Origin of the sequence: Enterobacter hormaechei ATCC 49162, assembly GCF_001875655.1 — a bacterium.
In the GTDB taxonomy this organism is placed as follows: Bacteria; Pseudomonadota; Gammaproteobacteria; order Enterobacterales; family Enterobacteriaceae; genus Enterobacter; species Enterobacter hormaechei.
In genome coordinates, this window is the sequence record NZ_MKEQ01000001.1 from 1,201,578 (window position 1) to 1,218,287 (window position 16,710).

The window sequence follows — 16,710 nt, forward strand, 5'->3', positions numbered from 1 at the left end:
GAATGTTCATCTTTTCAGGCACAACGCCCTTTTTAGCTACATTTTTATAACACGGGGCACGAAATGCACTCGACCATAAAGTGTGCTTATGTTGTGATCGGGGTTCAATAAATCACTAAACAAGGTATACTCCGGAGTTGTTTATTGTACTAAACGCTCCCGTGAGAGGATGCTACAGCGCACCTATGACTCAATTCGCTTCTCCGGTTCTGCATACGTTGCTGGATACCGACGCGTACAAGCTGCATATGCAGCAAGCCGTGTTTCACCACTATCATGATGTTCATGTTGCGGCGGAATTCCGCTGCCGGGGTGACGACTTGCTGGGTATCTACGCAGATTCCATTCGTGAACAGGTCGATGCCATGCAGCATCTGGCGCTCAACGATGACGAATATCAGTGGCTTTCTGGCCTGCCTTTCTTTAAAGCGGACTACCTGAACTGGCTGCGTGAGTTCCGCTATAAGCCGGAACAGGTCACCGTCACCAATGATAACGGCAAGCTGGACATTCGTCTGACCGGCCCGTGGCGCGAAGTGATCATGTGGGAGGTGCCGCTTCTGGCCGTGATCAGCGAGCTGGCCCACCGCTATCGTTCCCCTGAAACCGGTGTGACGCAGGCGGTTGCCGCTCTGGAGAATAAACTCGTTGAGTTTTCCAGACTGACCGAAGGGCTGGATATGTCCCGCTTCCGTCTGATGGACTTTGGCACGCGCCGCCGCTTCTCTCGCGAGGTTCAGGAGGCCATTGTCAGACGTCTGCAACAGGAGCCGTGGTTCGTTGGCACCAGTAACTACGATCTGGCACGTCGCCTTGATTTAACGCCGATGGGCACCCAGGCGCACGAATGGTTCCAGGCGCACCAGCAGATCAGCCCTGACCTTGCCAACAGCCAGCGCGCCGCCCTTGCCGCGTGGCTTGAGGAATACCCGGATCAGCTGGGTATTGCTCTTACCGACTGCATTACCATGGACGCGTTCCTGCGCGACTTTGGCCCTGAGTTTGCCGAACGCTACCAGGGTTTGCGCCATGACTCCGGGGATCCGGTTGAATGGGGTGAGAAAGCCATAGCCCATTACGAAAAACTGGGTATCGACCCCATGAGTAAGGTGCTGGTCTTCTCCGATAACCTTGACCTGGCGAAAGCCGTTGACCTTTATCGCCACTTCTCATCGCGGGTGAACCTGAGTTTCGGGATCGGTACGCGGTTAACCTGCGATATCCCTCAGGTGAAACCGCTGAACATCGTCATAAAACTGGTGGAATGTAACGGTAAGCCGGTCGCGAAGCTCTCCGACAGCCCGGGCAAAACCATCTGCCATGACAAAGCGTTTGTCCGCGCATTACGTAAAGCCTTCGATCTGCCGCAGGTTAAAAAAGCCAGTTAACGGCTTCGGGGAGCCTTCATGGCTCCCCTTCTCTTATTAATTTCTTATTTCTTCTCTTAAGACGGTGAAATTTACTTGTCTGATAGCGGATGGCAGGTAACATAGATATCCCCCCGATAAGGGCGGACAAGTGTTTATTTTTTCCGACTATTAACAGAGAGAATATTATGAGCGTTGTGCCTGTAGCCGACGTACTCCAGGGCCGTGTCGCCGTTGACCAGGAGGTCACCGTGCGCGGATGGGTGCGTACTCGCCGAGATTCTAAAGCTGGCATCTCCTTCCTCGCCGTCTATGACGGTTCCTGCTTTGATCCTGTACAGGCCGTCATTAATAATTCTCTGCCCAATTACAATGATGACGTTCTGCACCTGACAACAGGCTGTTCCGTGATCGTCACCGGTGTTGTGGTGGCCTCTCCGGGCCAGGGTCAGAGCTACGAAATTCAGGCGACCTCGGTGGAAGTGACCGGTTGGGTTGAAGATCCGGACACCTATCCGATGGCGGCTAAGCGTCACAGCATTGAATATCTGCGTGAAGTCGCGCACCTGCGTCCGCGCACCAACCTGATTGGTGCGGTTGCTCGCGTGCGTCATACATTGGCGCAGGCGCTGCATCGCTTCTTTGACGAGCAGGGTTACTTCTGGGTGTCTACTCCGCTTATCACGGCATCCGATACCGAAGGCGCAGGTGAAATGTTCCGCGTATCAACGCTGGATATGGAAAACCTGCCGCGTACGCCGGAAGGTAAAGTCGATTACGACAAAGACTTCTTTGGTAAAGAAGCCTTCCTGACGGTTTCCGGCCAGCTCAACGGCGAAACCTACGCCTGTGCGCTGTCTAAGATCTACACCTTCGGCCCAACCTTCCGTGCGGAAAACTCCAACACCAGTCGTCACCTGGCGGAATTCTGGATGCTGGAGCCGGAAGTGGCCTTTGCCGATCTGAATGACGTAGCGGGCCTGGCTGAAGCGATGCTGAAATACGTGTTCAAAGCCGTTCTCGAAGAGCGTGCAGACGACATGAAATTCTTCGCTGAGCGTGTCGATAACGACGCCATCGCCCGTCTTGAGCGCTTCGTCTCCGCAGACTTCGCGCAGGTGGATTACACCGATGCGGTCGCTATCCTGGAAAAATGCGGTGAGAAATTCGAGAACCCGGTTTACTGGGGCGTGGATCTCTCCTCCGAGCACGAACGTTATCTGGCAGAGAAGCACTTCAAAGCACCGGTTGTAGTGAAAAACTATCCGAAAGACATTAAGGCGTTCTATATGCGCCTTAACGAAGACGGTAAAACCGTTGCCGCGATGGACGTCCTGGCGCCGGGCATCGGTGAGATCATCGGTGGCTCCCAGCGTGAAGAGCGTCTGGACGTGCTGGACGCGCGTATGCAGGAAATGGGGCTGAACCCGGCGGACTACAGCTGGTATCGCGATCTGCGTCGCTACGGCACCGTTCCGCACTCCGGCTTTGGCCTGGGCTTCGAACGTCTGATTGCCTACGTAACAGGTGTACAGAACGTACGTGATGTAATTCCATTCCCACGCACACCGCGTAACGCAAGTTTCTAACCGACCTCATCATGCATGGCCAGCAAATGCTGGCCATTATTTTATCCTGCAATGTCAGTTTTCGTCAGTCAAAAGTAAGCATCTTTAAACCACAACCCCGCGATAACCTCTACCTGTTACGTTTTGTTTCCACGAAATATCTGTGGACAAAAAATTAACCACATTCTCATTGCGCCTAATACAATTCTCATCGATAGCATAAAAAACAACCAATTTCACAGCCATCTGGACGGCTTTTTTTGCTCATAAGAAAAATTGCGCCGTTTAACTTCTGTTTATATGAAAGACCTTTATATAAATTAAATATAAGGAAATCATATATATAAGAATAAAGCGGGTGTTTATTTCGCCAGGGAACGCTGAAATTTGAGGTGCTTCACAAAGTTCCTAAAAATACACATTTAGTTACACATATTTTCTTTTAGAAACTGAATCTTGAAGATTGTAGCACTTTCAGTGTAGCGAAACGGTTCTATGAATGGAAAGATGCCTGTCAGACACATAAAGACACCTAACTCTCATCAATAGTTCCGGAAATATTTATTGACAGAATTTATTGACGGCAGTGGCGAGTGTCATAAAAAAACCAATGAGGGTAATAAATAATGATGAAGCGCAATATCCTGGCAGTGGTAGTCCCTGCCCTGCTGGTAGCCGGTGCAGCAAACGCTGCTGAAATCTATAACAAAGACGGCAATAAATTAGATCTTTACGGGAAAGCAGTTGGCCTGCATTACTTCTCTGACAGTGATGGCAACGATGGCGACAACACTTATGCGCGTCTGGGCTTCAAAGGCGAAACTCAGATCAACGATCAGCTGACTGGCTACGGTCAGTGGGAATACAACTTCCAGGGTAACAACTCTGAAGGCGCTGATGCCCAGAACGGCAACAAAACCCGTCTGGCATTCGCAGGTCTGAAATTCGGTGACGCAGGCTCCTTCGACTACGGTCGTAACTACGGCCTGGTCTATGACGCAATCGGCATCACCGATATGCTGCCTGAGTTTGGTGGTGACACCGGCGCAACCGACAACTTCTTCTCTGGCCGTACCGGTGGTCTGGCGACTTACCGTAACAGCAACTTCTTCGGTCTGGTTGATGGTCTGAACTTTGGCGTTCAGTACCTGGGTAAAAACGACCGTGATATCGCAGTACGTTCCAACGGCGACGGCTGGGCAACCTCTCTGAGCTATGATTTCGAAGGCTTCGGCATTGTCGGTGCTTATGGCGCCGCTGACCGTACCAACAACCAGCAGACGCTGGATTGGGGTAAAGGCGACAAAGCTGAGCAGTGGGCTACTGGTCTGAAATACGACGCAAACAACATCTACCTGGCAGCTGTATACGGCGAGATGCGTAACGCCGCGCGTCTGAGCAACAGAGGTTTCGCTAACAAGTCTCAGGACTTCTCCGTTGTGGCTCAGTACCAGTTCGACTTCGGCCTGCGTCCGTCCATCGCTTACTACAAATCTAAAGCGAAAGACGTAGAAGGTATCGGTGACGAAGACTACATCAACTACATCGACGTTGGTGCGACATACTACTTCAACAAAAACATGTCCACCTATGTTGACTACCAGATCAACCAGCTGAAAGACGACAACAAGCTGGGCATCAACAACGACGACATCGTGGCTCTGGGTCTGGTTTACCAGTTCTAATCAGCACACCTCGTTGTTATATACTTAATGAACAGGGCTTCGGCCCTGTTTTTTTTATTCCTGAGAGGAAAAAATAGCGACTTTTGAAAAGCCGCACGCTTTTCGTCGCAAACGGTTGGCATTTTGTAAATCTACCGTTAACCTGATAGCGGATTTCACTTCTGTAATCACAATGGAACTTCGTCATGTTTGAGAACATTACTGCCGCTCCTGCCGACCCAATTCTGGGCCTGGCCGATCTGTTTCGTGCCGACGACCGCCCTGGCAAAATCAACCTGGGTATTGGTGTATATAAAGATGAAACCGGCAAAACTCCGGTACTGACCAGTGTAAAAAAAGCTGAGCAGTATCTGCTGGAAAACGAAACCACCAAAAACTACCTCGGTATTGATGGTATCCCTGAATTTGGTCGCTGCACCCAGGAGCTGCTGTTCGGCAAAGGCAGCACCATTGTGAGCGAAAAACGCGCCCGCACGGCGCAGACCCCAGGCGGTACCGGCGCACTGCGCGTGGCGGCAGACTTCCTGGCGAAAAATACCGCCGTGAAACGCGTGTGGGTCAGTAACCCTAGCTGGCCGAACCATAAGAGCGTGTTCAATTCTGCGGGTCTGGAAGTGCGTGAATATGCCTACTACGACGCGGCAAATCACTCTCTCGACTTTGACGGCCTGCTGGCAAGCCTGAGCGAAGCCCAGGCGGGCGACGTGGTGCTGTTCCACGGTTGCTGCCACAACCCAACCGGTATCGATCCTACGCTTGAGCAGTGGGAACAGCTGGCTAAGCTGTCCGTTGAAAAAGGCTGGCTGCCGCTGTTCGACTTTGCTTACCAGGGCTTTGCCCGTGGTCTGGAAGAGGATGCTGAAGGACTGCGCGCATTCGCCGCCGTGCATCAGGAGCTGATTGTCGCAAGCTCCTATTCCAAGAACTTTGGCCTGTATAACGAGCGTGTCGGCGCCTGTACGCTGGTGGCCGCTGACGATCAAACCGTCGATCGCGCATTCAGCCAGATGAAGTCCGTGATCCGCGCTAACTACTCCAACCCACCCGCACACGGTGCGTCTGTGGTCGCGACGATCCTGAGCAACGATGCGCTGCGCGCGATCTGGGAACAAGAGCTGAACGATATGCGTCAGCGCATTCAGCGCATGCGTCTGCTGTTTGTGAACACGCTGGCAGAGAAAGGTGCTGACCGTGACTTCAGCTTCATCATCAAGCAGAACGGCATGTTCTCCTTCAGCGGCCTGACCAAAGAGCAGGTGCTGCGCTTGCGTGAAGAGTTTGGCGTGTATGCCGTTGCCTCTGGCCGCGTAAACGTTGCAGGTATGACGCCTGACAACATGGCGCCACTGTGCGAAGCCATTGTCGCAGTGCTGTAACCTGCACCCACAAAAAAGCCTGCATCGCGCAGGCTTTTTTATTTAACCAGGTTTACCAGACAGGCATTTCATCCTGAAGGAACGGGTTATGCAACCGCTCATCGCCCAGCGTCGACATCGGGCCGTGTCCAGGAATAAACGTCACATCATCACCCAGCGGCAATAACTTCTGCTTAATCGACTGAATCAGCTGACCGTGATCGCCGCGCGGAAAATCGCTGCGTCCTACGCCCCCTTTGAAAATCACGTCACCGGAAATCAGCAGACGCGAAGCGTCATCAAAGAAGACAATATGACCGGGGGTATGCCCGGGGCAATGCAACACCTGTAAAGTTACATTCCCCACGTTAACGCGATCGCCTTCGTTCAGCCAGCGGTCCGGTGTCAGTGGCTGACAGTCTTCCAGGCCAAACATACGGCTTTGGGCAGGTAGCCCCTGTAGCCAGAACTCATCTTCTTTTTCCGGGCCGATAATCGGCACACCGTAGTGTTCAGCCAGTTCAGCCGCTGCACCCACATGGTCAAGATGACCATGGGTCAGTAAAATCTGCATCAGCGTCACACCGCTGGCAGCGACTTCCTGCTTGATTGTCTCAGCGTCTCCGCCAGGATCGACAAGCGCGGCCAGTTTAGTTTGTTCACACCAGATCAATGAACAGTTCTGTGAGAACGCGGTAACCGGAATAATACGATAGTTCATACTGCTCCTGTGTTTCGTTATTACCAGTGCCGAACCGGCCCGGTATCAATATGCACAAAGTTGCTACGTGGGTAGTATCCTACACCACCTGCGCGCATAGATAACGCCGCTTTGCGAATATTGGCTAACGAAACGCCTTCAATATGGAAATCCATCGCCTGACCTTTGGTGTGATAGCTTTTTTTCGCTACCCCACGGCTGTGGGCGCGCAGTTCATTGTTGGTATCCAGAGAGCGATAGCCAGAAATGAGTTGCACCGGCCTTTTGGTGCCCAGCAGTCCCTGCAAACGGTAAAGCTGATCGAATAATCCAGGGTCGATGGCTTTGATTTTATTCGCGCGGAAATCACGGAAAAAATGGTTGAGTCTTGCTAATTCATCCTGAATATAGCCTCTGCCATCGAAAAATTCCGCTTTAAGCGTCTCACCAGTGTGCAGATTGTTGAGCGTTAAAATACGCGGACGAGGTGTCGAGAGGGTGGCAAATGCTGGCGTCGGAAGGATGGCCGCTGCGCCCAGCGCAACGCCACCTAACGCCAGCAATTTGCGGCGATTAGCGTCAAATTTGTCCATGATAATCAGGTCTACAGGTAAAAGAAATTGTCAATATGCTTAGCGCACGAAGGGCACCATAACTGGCAAAACCTGTTACGTCAAGGCGCCCAATCCCAGTAAATACGCGGCTTACAGCCAGATCGCCTCATATTCACCATAACTTACGACAATCATTTTTACCGAACTACTTCATTTACCTGATTAATTGTTCCGCTTTTGGCAAAATTTGTGCGCCGGATCGCGCTGTCAGATCATAATTGTAAATATCTGTACGGTACTGGGTACGTCCGTCCGAGCCCACAAACGCCGTCAGATAATAAAGATTAACCGGAATATTGTGGCGAATATTAACGTAACGCGTATCCCCCTGCTTCAGGGCATCTGATATCCGCGTATCGTTCCAGCCTGCATCCTGCAACAGCATATTCGCCAGCTCCGAAGCCTTGTTCACGCGAACACAGCCGGAACTGAGCGCGCGCGCATCTTTCTGGAACAGATTATGGTTCGGGGTATCATGCAGATAGATAGCGTCCGAACTTGGCATATTGAATTTGTAACGCCCCAGTGAGTTATGTGCGCCCGGTGCCTGCTGGAAACGGAACGGCAGGTTCGAAGGCGTAATCGTTGACCAGTCCACCATCCAGGGGTCAATCGCTTCTTTGCTGTTCCAGCCCCGCATCACCGTATAGTTATGTCGCTCCAGATATCCCGGATCATTCCAGACCTTAGGCAGGATATCTTTGCGCGCCAGCGTCGGCGGCACGTTCCACGGCGGGTTAACCACCACGTTATTAAGCGCGCTGCTCATCATTGGCGTTTTACGATCAGGCCGACCCACAATCACACGGGATGCCAGCACTTCGCTACCGTCCTGATAGTAGACCAGGGAGTACGCCGGAATGTTGACCATAATACCGGTAGACAACGTGCCCGGCAGCAAGCGCAAGCGCTGGATATTCAACGCCAGCACCCCTGCCCGCTGGGCCGGAGAGACGTTCAGCCAGTCGCGAGTGGAGGGACCAATCACGCCGTCGGCCCCCAGCCCCTGTGCGGCCTGGAACTGCTTAACCGCCGCGACCAGCTCACGATCGTATGCAGCGGGCTTATTGCTCAGCACAGCGGCGGTTTTCTCTTTTACCGGCGCCGACGGGCTGACGACCGCGTTTTGCGTCTCGTCTCCGGGCAGCGCAATTTTAGGACCATTGTCGAGAATACCGGAGCGTTTCATAATTTCGCGGATCGCAGGCACATCGCTGCTCCACTGCCCCGGACGCAGCGTTGTGGTGCCGCGCAGCTGAGGCCAGGGGCGGGAATCCGCAACCAGCTCAAGGAGCGACTGATGCATCGTGGCATATTGCGGATGGGCAGGTGCCAGGCTTGCGATAAAGCGCGGCAGTTCACCATTATCCAGCGACAGTTGCCACTGATTAATAACGGACAGCGCGGGCGTTGCCAGCTTGTACGGTTTACTGCTGTATAACCAGCGGTTGCCGTTCACCGAAATGCCCGCCACAAACTGTAAGTAGCCCATCATGGCATCAGACAGCACCACGTCACGCGCCTGTCCGGTAACGGCAGGGTCGGTCAGGAGTTCAACCCAGGTCGTGAACTGCGGCTGAAAACCCGCAATCGCGACTTCAGCCAGCTGCTGCTGGAAGGCACGTACCGCCTCGCGATTTTCCCACATCGGTTTCATATCACGCGCCGCGTAAAGCAGCGTGAGCTGGTTAATATAAGCCGGGGTATAGCCCGAGGGCAGCCCGGTCATAAGCTGCTGGCGCAAGGATTCAATGTCGATGCCTTCCGGCAGCGGTTTAATGCCGGCCATAATGGCCGTGGCCGGAGACTGATCCAGCGGTTGTGACAGTGACGTCGGCTGCACGCCCATCGTCGCGGAGCTGTCAGTCGGTACAATTTCAGGCTCATCGGCCTGAGCGGTAAACAGTGGAGCAAACATCACTGTCAGGCACAAACTCAGCGCAGACAGCTGACGACCACGATTTTTATTAAGCAACATCCCTTGCCCCCTGTTTTTCACGACATGCCCATTATTCTGGAGCTTTCCTTCAGTATAGAAAGGCATACACGCTACTGCCTTACCTTATGTAAAGAAGTTTAAAGATAACGCAGCCCTGAACACAAGTTAAGTGAATAAAAAAAGCGGCGCCTCAGCGCCGCCCTTTGTCGCACCCCGCGTTAAGAGGCGTCAGCCGTGCCCGGTAATGACTCCGGTGGCTGTGGTGCGAAACCGCGCAGGCCAACGACGTGTACGTGCTCGCTATTCTGGAATACCTTACGCACCAGTTTATAGGTCGTCCCTTTTTCCGGGCTGATGTTTTCCGGCGCCGCGATAATGAGCTGCATATCAAGGCGATCGCAAAGCTCAAACAGCGTGGCAATGGAGCGGGCGTCGAGACGCGCGGCTTCATCGAGGAACAGCAGGCGGCATGGAGAGATGTCTTTGCCACGCAGACGACGCGCTTCATCTTCCCAGCTTTGCACCACCATCACCAGAATCGACATACCGGTACCGATGGCTTCCCCGGTAGAGAGCGCACCGGATTCAGCGCGCAGCCAGCCGTCGGAACCACGGTTAACCTCAACTTCCATTTCCAGATAGTTGCGGTAGTCCAGCAGCTCCTCACCGATGGTTTGTGGCGTACGCTGGCCCATGTCAATCTGCGGATTCAGACGTTGATACAGTTTCGCCAGCGCTTCGGAGAAGGTCAGGCGGTTACTGTTGAACAGATCCTGATGCTGCTCATGCTGTTCAGACAACACGTCCAGCAGCGTGGAGTGCGCTTCACGCACGTTCACGTTCAGCCGCACGCTGTTGACCTGGCCAAACGACACGCTTTGCAGCCCCTGGTTCAGCTGACGGATACGGTTCTGCTCGCGCTGAATGGTTTTACGAATAATATTCGCCACGCTGCGGGAGCTGATTGCCAGCTTCTGTTCGCGGGAGGTCAGCTCCTCCGTCAGACGGCCCAGTTCGATCTCCATCTGTTCGATGGCTTCTACCGGATCGTCGGTACGGATGATGTCCTGACGAATACGCTCGCGTAAGTGCTGATAAACCGCCACGAAGAACTGAATTTTGCGCTCAGGACGCTTCGGATCTTCGGACATGCGCAGCACGTCGCGCAGGTGTTCATTGTCCGCCACGGCCAGACGCAGCGCACCCAGCGCCTTATCCGACATCGAACGCAGTTCATCGGCAGACAGGTACGCCAGCTCGCGACGGTGCAGACGACGTTCCACGTTATTGTCTTTCACCATGCGCATTACCGCGCACCAGCCCGCCTTCGCGGTCACAACCTGTTCACGCATCTCAAAATAGTCACGCTCCAGCTTGCGCAGGCGTCGTGTCAGGTTGTCCATTTCCGCTTCACAGAAGGTCAGCGCTTTTTCCAGCTGATTACGCCGCGCGCGGTTGTTGCTGAGCTGAGCATGCAGCTCATCGCGACGAATACGCGCCCGCTCTTCTGCACCGCTGTCGGCGCGCACCCCAATGTCCTGCAACTCTTTATGCAGATCGTTTAATAGCTCTTTCTTGGTGTCGAAGGAGCTTTTCAGCGACGCCATGACCTGGCTGTACTGGCTCAGCTGTGCGGCGTGAGTACGCATCGCTTCACGGGTGCGCGTACGTTCTGCTTCGGCCTGCTCCAGACGCTGGCGCAGCTTTTCATTCAGATCGCTGTTCCCGCTCAGCATTTCTGCTGAATCGGAGTAGCCGAAATGCGCGCGACGTTGCACCACTTCCGTCAGGGCAAACGCCTGCTGACGGGCTTCGCGCTGCACCTGTTGTGACCAGGCGTAATCTTCTTTTAACTGCTCAAACTGTTCCGGGTCGCTCTGAAGAACGGAAACCATCGGCTCCAGTTTTGCCAGCTGATTGCCGTGCTGCTGCACAAAGCGCGCCGCTTCCTGTGCCTCGTCCAGACGTTCCTGAATTTCATCCACGCGGTCGGCGAGCGTATCGTCCGCCAGCAGGTTCAGGCGCGGCAGGATGCGGTTAAGCGCCGCAACGCCCTCTTTCGCCTGCTCGAACTGCACGCGGCTTTGCTGGTTGTCATTTTCATGGCTGGCAAGCGCACGCTCCAGCTCACCACGGCGGGTGTTGAGCTTACGAATTTCGGCTTCCGGATCGGGTTCAAAGGCAACGCCCAGATGGCTGCCGATAAAGCGGCTGAACGCCTGATGCAGACGCTGGGTTTTCTGCACATCAAACGACAGGGTTGCAAAACGTTCTGAAAGCGTTTCGCGCTCGGCGTGCAGGCTTTCAATTCGGTTTTCACGCGCGGCGCGGCCAAACAGCGGCAGTTCCGGGAAGCGCGAGTAACGCCACTGGCGATCGGCGATTTTCACCACCACCGCTTTTTCCAGCTCGTCGACGCTGAATACGCTGTCATCAAACGACTGCGGATCCCCTTCGATGAGGTAGAGATCTTCCGGACAGTCTTCCAGCCCTGCCAGCTGGTCTGAAATCAGCGACAGATCTGGCACCACAATCGCGTTACGGGACGGACCGTACAGCGCGGAGAAGTACGGCGCATCGTCCAGACCAACGTCGTCGTAAATTTCAGACAGCAGCACGCCGCCGAAACGCTCGGCTAAGGCATTCAGGCGCGGATCTTCTGACCCACCCGGCTGGCTTAAACGTTCGATTTCTTCATCGACGTCACGCTTGCGCGCGCCCACTTCGTCACGCTCAACAATTGCTTCACGCTCGCGCTCCAGCAGCTGTTGCATGTATTCGGTGACGTCCTGGCTGGAGGCAAACTCCTGGCCACACTGTTCGCTGAGCTGGTTCAGGCTGCTTTGTGCGGCCAGCCAGATCGGCGCACGCTGTAAGAGCGTCTTCGAACGGGACTGAAGCTGCTCCAGCTCCTGACGCAGCGTCATACGCTGTTCGCTGGCGTTCGATACGGTATCGGACAGGGCCGCAATACGCGCTTCCAGCTCCTGGTGCAGGGCTTCAAGCTCGTCAAAATCGTAATTTTTACCCTGACGTTTGCAGAATTCCGCCAGCAGACGCTCCGCTTCCTGCTGTTCACGCAGACGCTGTTCCAACTCGTTCAGGCGCATGCGCAGCGGCTGCACCTGCTCGGCCAGATGGCGTTGATTGACGCCGTCGCGCAGCAGTTCACGGGCAACGTCCCACGCTTCGTTACGCGCCAGCGGACCGTTAATCGCCACCACCAGCTGGTACGCCTGCTCAAACTGGCTGTGCGCCGTTTGCGCCACGCTCATTTTCTGATCGAGAGAAAGCAGTTTTTCAGTGGCTTCCTGCTCTTTGGCCTGGAACGTATCCAGCCATTCGTCAGCGCTTTCCGGGGTCAGGTCCGGCAGGTGGCATAGCTCTCTAGCACGCTGCAACGCCTGCAACGCCTGGTTGTACTGAATCGCACGCGTCTGCTGCACGTCCAGCGCCTGCTGGTAGTCAGCGAGCTGGCTTTTCAGCTCATCCACTTCCAGCTCGGCGGCTTCCGCGCGGGCTTCGTTCTCTTCCTGCAATTCGGCGGCTTCGGCCACCACTTCATTTTGCTCTTCAAGACGAATTTGCAGCTCATCAAGATCGGCTTCGTAGCGCTCGATTTTTTCCTGCTGACGCAGCGCGGTCTGCACCAGGTTCAGGTGATCGCTGGCTGCCTGGTAATCGGCTTCCAGATCCCCTTCGGCACCGTTGTGCTCACCCAGTTCGCGCGCCATTTCGACATGCTTATACTGCTCGGCCACCAGCTGTTTGCGGGACGTAAACAGCTCGCGGCGATACTCTAACGCCTGGTCGAGATGGATGCGGCGCTCGTTGGCGTGGCGCATATAATCCGCCGCCACGTAGTTAGTGGCTTCGCTGATCAGGTGTTTAAACAGGTCGCGGTCAGACTGTGTTACGCGAATCGCTTCCAGCGTCATGCGGTTTTCACGCAGCGCAGCTTCCATATCCTGGAAGGCCTTACGCACGCCGCTGTTTTCCGGTAACAGATAGTCACGCAGGGAGCGGGTAATGGCGCTGGAGATACCGCCGTACAGAGAGGCTTCAATCAGACGGTAGTATTTACTACGATCTGACGCACTGCGCAGACGACGGGCCACCACACCCAGATCGAACATCAGAGAGTGGTAGTCGGTAATGGAGTTAAACTGCTTAAACTGTACGCCTTCAATGGCTTCCAGCTTGTCTTTCAGCTCCTGGAGCGTCAGGACGCGCGCCTGGCGTTCATTCAGGGTTTCCGTCAGCAGCGCGGTCGGCTGCACGGAGGTTGGCAGCCCCTGGATCGCAAACGGTTTGATATCCACTTTACGGTCGCGGCCAGCAACCTGTTGCAGGCGCACGCCTACAACCACGCGCTGATGACGGGAGTTGACCACGTCCAGCACGGAATAACAGACGCCCGCTTTCAGCTTACCGTGCAGACCTTTATCACGAGAGCCGCTCGTGGCGCCCGCTTCGGTGGTGTTACGGAAGTGCAGCAGGGTCAGGTCAGGGATCAGCGCCGTCACGAAGGCCGCCATGGTGGTGGATTTACCCGCCCCGTTACCGCCGGAGAGCGTTGTCACCAGCTCATCCAGATCGAAGGTTCGGGCAAAGAAGCCGTTCCAGTTAATCAGCGTTAGTGAGCGAAATTTACCGCGTTCAATCATTACTCTTCCTCCCCGCTATCCGGCTGATTCTCTTCGTGCTCGTCATTGAGCTGCAAATGGTTTTCCACCGGCATCGCTTCACCGTCACGGATCATGCGCAGCTGTGCTTCACGCGCATCGTCACCCGCGCGCACGTCGGCGCCAAAGCGGAAGACCGATTCGGTGATGCGGAACTTACTGCTGTCGTGACCCATGAACCAGACCATTCCCAGACGGCGCAGACGGTTAAGGGAAGATCGCACTTTTTCCTGTAATTTCTGACGGTCCAGATCGGACCCCGTCGAGCGGTTATTCACCAGCTTGAGCAGCTTACTTTCATCCGCCAGCGACAGCAGCTCATCGTAAAGCTCCTGCTGGGTGAAGATCCCTTCATTCGCCAGACGTTCCGGGCTGAGGTAGAGGTAGCAGAGAATTTTGCCGACCATCATATCCAGTTCGGAAATCACCGAGCGCGGAATAAGCGTGGTAGAGCGCGGACGCAGGTAGAAAAACCCTTCCGGCGCGCGGATCAGCTCAACGTTATAGCGAGCGTAAAACTCTTCCAGATACTCCTGAAAGTCCATCAAAAAGGCGTGATTATCCAGCTCGTCAAGGCCAATGTGACGACCGGCACGCAGCTGGCTGTCCAGCGCCGGAAACAACGGATTCGCCAGCGCCTGTGCCAGCTTAACTGGCATCACGTGTTCAATATTTGTCAATGACATGCGCCTGTACCTTGGCTCCGTAATCGTTAATCGGCTGCCACTTCGGCGGCAGTCCGGTGAAATCGGCTTGTGCGATGCCCAGGCGCACCGCCTGGTCTACAACAATGCGGGCAACATCGAAGTGGCGCGCGCGCGGATACTGCGCCAGATAGTCGCGTACCACGAGGCCAAGATCCAGCGGTGCTTGTCTGGTTTTGTAGACAGCGAGCTGTTCTTCGATCATCGCCGCAAGTTGCTCGCGAATTTCGTTAAATTCTTCGTATTCCAGATCCGGCGGCAGTTCCCCGGTGACCTCTTCATCGCGCAGCGCCATCTCTTCGTCGCGCATATCCAGCAGACGATCGGCGTTGGCATAGGTCAGCGCCCACGGCGCATCAAAGTAAGTCTGCACCGACTGGCGCAGACGCTGAGCAAAGACGCGGTTTTTATCCATATCAATGGCGGTACGGATAAATTTATGCACGTGGCGGTCGTAGCCGATCCACAGGTCGATCGACTGCTGGCCCCAGCTGATAATGCGGTCAAGCTTGCTTTGCAAATCGAACACCAGACGGTCGACAAAATGCAGATCGTCGTGCGCCATCGTCGCGTCCTGGATGCGCAGCAGGTTGGCCTGAAGCTTATCTCCCGCCGCCTCCAGCGTATCCTGCAATTCACGCAGCGTACCCGACGTTTCTGACAGTAAGAGTTCACAGCTGGAGATGGCCGCACGCCAGTCTTTATTCAGCAACTGGGCAATATCGTCTTTCACCTGCTGCTGCTGTTCGTCCATCAGACGTTGAGTCAGATCGATACTGTCGAAAATCTCGGCGACCGAGTATTTCAGCGGCGCGTAAACGTTGCGGTGCCAGTGGAATTCGTCACCGTTTTCATCGGCCGCGTCGGCGGCACGCTTCAGCTCGCCTGCAACAATAGAGAGCTGCATGGAGAGACGCAGGGTGGAAAACTCGCGCTGGCGGATGTAATAGTCGGTAATGCCAATGCCCAGTGGCGTAAGACGATAGATGGCGTTTCCTTCCGCCTGTTCGCTGGTAAAGCGGTTCAGCAGACGTTGACGCACCATATCATTGATTGCGTTGTTGGCACGCACGCTAATGGTTTCGCTGGTTTGCTCAAACGCATCACTGACGTGGCGGAACGCATCCACCAGTTCGCCTTCACTCATTTCGCCATCAAGACGTTCGCCGTTTAGCGTCGCAACCGCCAGCAGGAATGAGAGTCTGTCTACCGGCAGCGAGATGGAGAAATCGTTTTTCCTGGCCCAGGCAACCAGTTCGGGGACTGTCTGGGAAAATTCACTCATAGATTATCCTTGCATCTGCGGCTTGCGCGCGGTGACGTGTATATAGCGGCCAAGGCTCAGATAAGGCTCCTGGCGGCAGTACCGCGTCTCTATTTCTGTTAAGGCGTCTAAACAGTCATCCTGTTTTTGTTTATCACGCAGATAATCATGAAACACCCTCACGCCGGTTTTGCCGGTAATTTCCCAACCGATCTCCTCCAGCCAGCCATAGACCTGCTGCGGTTCACGGGGGAAATCCGGTGAAAGCGTGCGTCGTTTCTTTTTATACATGCCCTGCTGTACGTAGCCAAAATTGCCAACCAGCACGTTTCGCATCAGCAGGCCGTTGGCATTGTAAAACATCAGCGATAACGCACCGCCCGGGCGCAACATCGACCACAGCGTTTTTAACATCGCCTGTGGTTCGGCGACCCATTCGAGCACAGCATGAAACAATATCAGATCAACCTGCGTTTCCAAATGCTGCGGAATGTCCTGAGCGGCGCAATGTATAAAATGCATGTTGTCGCTCACACCTTTCTCTTCTGCCGCTCGCCCGGCACGTGCAACCATCTCGGCAGAAAGATCGCAAAGCGTGACGTGATGTCCCCGCTGCGCCATCAGAATTGCAGTCTGGCCTTCCCCACCGCCGGCATCCAGCACGCGCAACGGTCGGTCACCGAATTCCGCCAGCAGCTTGTCCAGATCCTGCCAGAGGATCGTCTGACGAAGCTGACCTTTGGTGGTGCCATAAATGTTGCGCGAAAACTTTTCCGCGATGTCATCAAAATTGCGATCCCGCATTGGGAGGGTTCCACTCACTGCAAAA

The 16,710-nt window shown here is 54.7% G+C and carries 11 protein-coding genes; 4 read left to right on the plus strand and 7 right to left on the minus strand.

The window, feature by feature from the left end; genetic code table 11:
* The first annotated feature begins 185 nt into the window (after positions 1–185).
* From pncB to BH712_RS06155, 4 genes are all read left to right on the plus strand, one after another.
* On the plus strand, positions 186–1,388 hold the full coding sequence (pncB, locus tag BH712_RS06135; RefSeq protein WP_006809363.1) for a nicotinate phosphoribosyltransferase: 1,203 nt from the start codon (positions 186–188) through the stop codon (positions 1,386–1,388).
* Between the two features lie 167 nt (positions 1,389–1,555).
* Positions 1,556–2,956, plus strand: a complete 1,401-nt coding sequence (gene asnS, locus BH712_RS06140; protein WP_003858191.1) for an asparagine--tRNA ligase — start codon at positions 1,556–1,558, stop codon at positions 2,954–2,956.
* A 605-nt stretch (positions 2,957–3,561) separates the two neighbouring features.
* A complete protein-coding gene (gene ompF, locus BH712_RS06145) occupies positions 3,562–4,620 on the plus strand; it encodes a porin OmpF (RefSeq protein ID WP_006809366.1) in 1,059 nt (352 codons plus the stop codon).
* Positions 4,621–4,805: 185 nt separating this feature from the next.
* Positions 4,806–5,996: an amino acid aminotransferase gene (locus BH712_RS06155; RefSeq protein WP_006809367.1), complete on the plus strand. Its 1,191-nt coding sequence runs from the start codon at positions 4,806–4,808 to the stop codon at positions 5,994–5,996.
* A gap of 52 nt (positions 5,997–6,048) precedes the next feature.
* Here BH712_RS06155 and BH712_RS06160 read toward each other — a convergent pair whose 3' ends face one another.
* From BH712_RS06160 to cmoM, 7 genes are all read right to left on the minus strand, one after another.
* Positions 6,049–6,696 (minus strand): MBL fold metallo-hydrolase, encoded by a 648-nt coding sequence (locus BH712_RS06160; protein ID WP_006809368.1) that lies wholly within the window; start codon positions 6,694–6,696, stop codon positions 6,049–6,051.
* Positions 6,697–6,716: 20 nt separating this feature from the next.
* Positions 6,717–7,268 (minus strand): peptidoglycan L,D-endopeptidase MepK, encoded by a 552-nt coding sequence (mepK, locus tag BH712_RS06165; protein ID WP_003858202.1) that lies wholly within the window; start codon positions 7,266–7,268, stop codon positions 6,717–6,719.
* A gap of 175 nt (positions 7,269–7,443) precedes the next feature.
* Entirely contained in the window at positions 7,444–9,267 is a 1,824-nt protein-coding gene (gene ldtD / locus BH712_RS06170) for a L,D-transpeptidase (protein WP_032673553.1), read from the minus strand.
* A gap of 179 nt (positions 9,268–9,446) precedes the next feature.
* On the minus strand, positions 9,447–13,895 hold the full coding sequence (gene mukB, locus BH712_RS06175; RefSeq protein ID WP_006809370.1) for a chromosome partition protein MukB: 4,449 nt from the start codon (positions 13,893–13,895) through the stop codon (positions 9,447–9,449).
* The gene (gene mukE, locus BH712_RS06180) at positions 13,895–14,599 is read right to left on the minus strand and encodes a chromosome partition protein MukE (RefSeq protein ID WP_006809371.1); all 705 of its coding nucleotides are present in this window, start codon (positions 14,597–14,599) and stop codon (positions 13,895–13,897) included. The genes mukB and mukE overlap by 1 nt, the downstream gene beginning before the upstream one ends.
* Complete coding sequence (gene mukF / locus BH712_RS06185) at positions 14,580–15,902, minus strand: chromosome partition protein MukF (protein ID WP_006809372.1); 1,323 nt, start codon at positions 15,900–15,902, stop codon at positions 14,580–14,582. Before mukF ends, mukE begins: the two co-directional genes overlap by 20 nt.
* 3 nt (positions 15,903–15,905) lie before the next feature.
* Positions 15,906–16,685 carry a tRNA uridine 5-oxyacetic acid(34) methyltransferase CmoM gene (gene cmoM, locus BH712_RS06190; protein ID WP_006809373.1) on the minus strand — a complete coding sequence of 260 codons (780 nt, stop codon included), beginning with the start codon at positions 16,683–16,685 and terminating at the stop codon, positions 15,906–15,908.
* Positions 16,686–16,710: the final 25 nt, after the last annotated feature.

What these genes read in the sequence shown, in the direction of transcription:
- mukB (WP_006809370.1), bottom strand. Translation starts at nt 13,895, where the DNA reads ATGATTGAACGCGGTAAATTTCGCTCACTAACGCTGATTAACTGGAAC.
- asnS (WP_003858191.1), top strand. Translation starts at nt 1,556, where the DNA reads ATGAGCGTTGTGCCTGTAGCCGACGTACTCCAGGGCCGTGTCGCCGTT.
- pncB (WP_006809363.1), top strand. Translation starts at nt 186, where the DNA reads ATGACTCAATTCGCTTCTCCGGTTCTGCATACGTTGCTGGATACCGAC.
- cmoM (WP_006809373.1), bottom strand. Translation starts at nt 16,685, where the DNA reads ATGCGGGATCGCAATTTTGATGACATCGCGGAAAAGTTTTCGCGCAAC.
- BH712_RS06160 (WP_006809368.1), bottom strand. Translation starts at nt 6,696, where the DNA reads ATGAACTATCGTATTATTCCGGTTACCGCGTTCTCACAGAACTGTTCA.
- ldtD (WP_032673553.1), bottom strand. Translation starts at nt 9,267, where the DNA reads ATGTTGCTTAATAAAAATCGTGGTCGTCAGCTGTCTGCGCTGAGTTTG.
- ompF (WP_006809366.1), top strand. Translation starts at nt 3,562, where the DNA reads ATGATGAAGCGCAATATCCTGGCAGTGGTAGTCCCTGCCCTGCTGGTA.
- mepK (WP_003858202.1), bottom strand. Translation starts at nt 7,268, where the DNA reads ATGGACAAATTTGACGCTAATCGCCGCAAATTGCTGGCGTTAGGTGGC.
- mukF (WP_006809372.1), bottom strand. Translation starts at nt 15,902, where the DNA reads ATGAGTGAATTTTCCCAGACAGTCCCCGAACTGGTTGCCTGGGCCAGG.
- mukE (WP_006809371.1), bottom strand. Translation starts at nt 14,599, where the DNA reads ATGTCATTGACAAATATTGAACACGTGATGCCAGTTAAGCTGGCACAG.
- BH712_RS06155 (WP_006809367.1), top strand. Translation starts at nt 4,806, where the DNA reads ATGTTTGAGAACATTACTGCCGCTCCTGCCGACCCAATTCTGGGCCTG.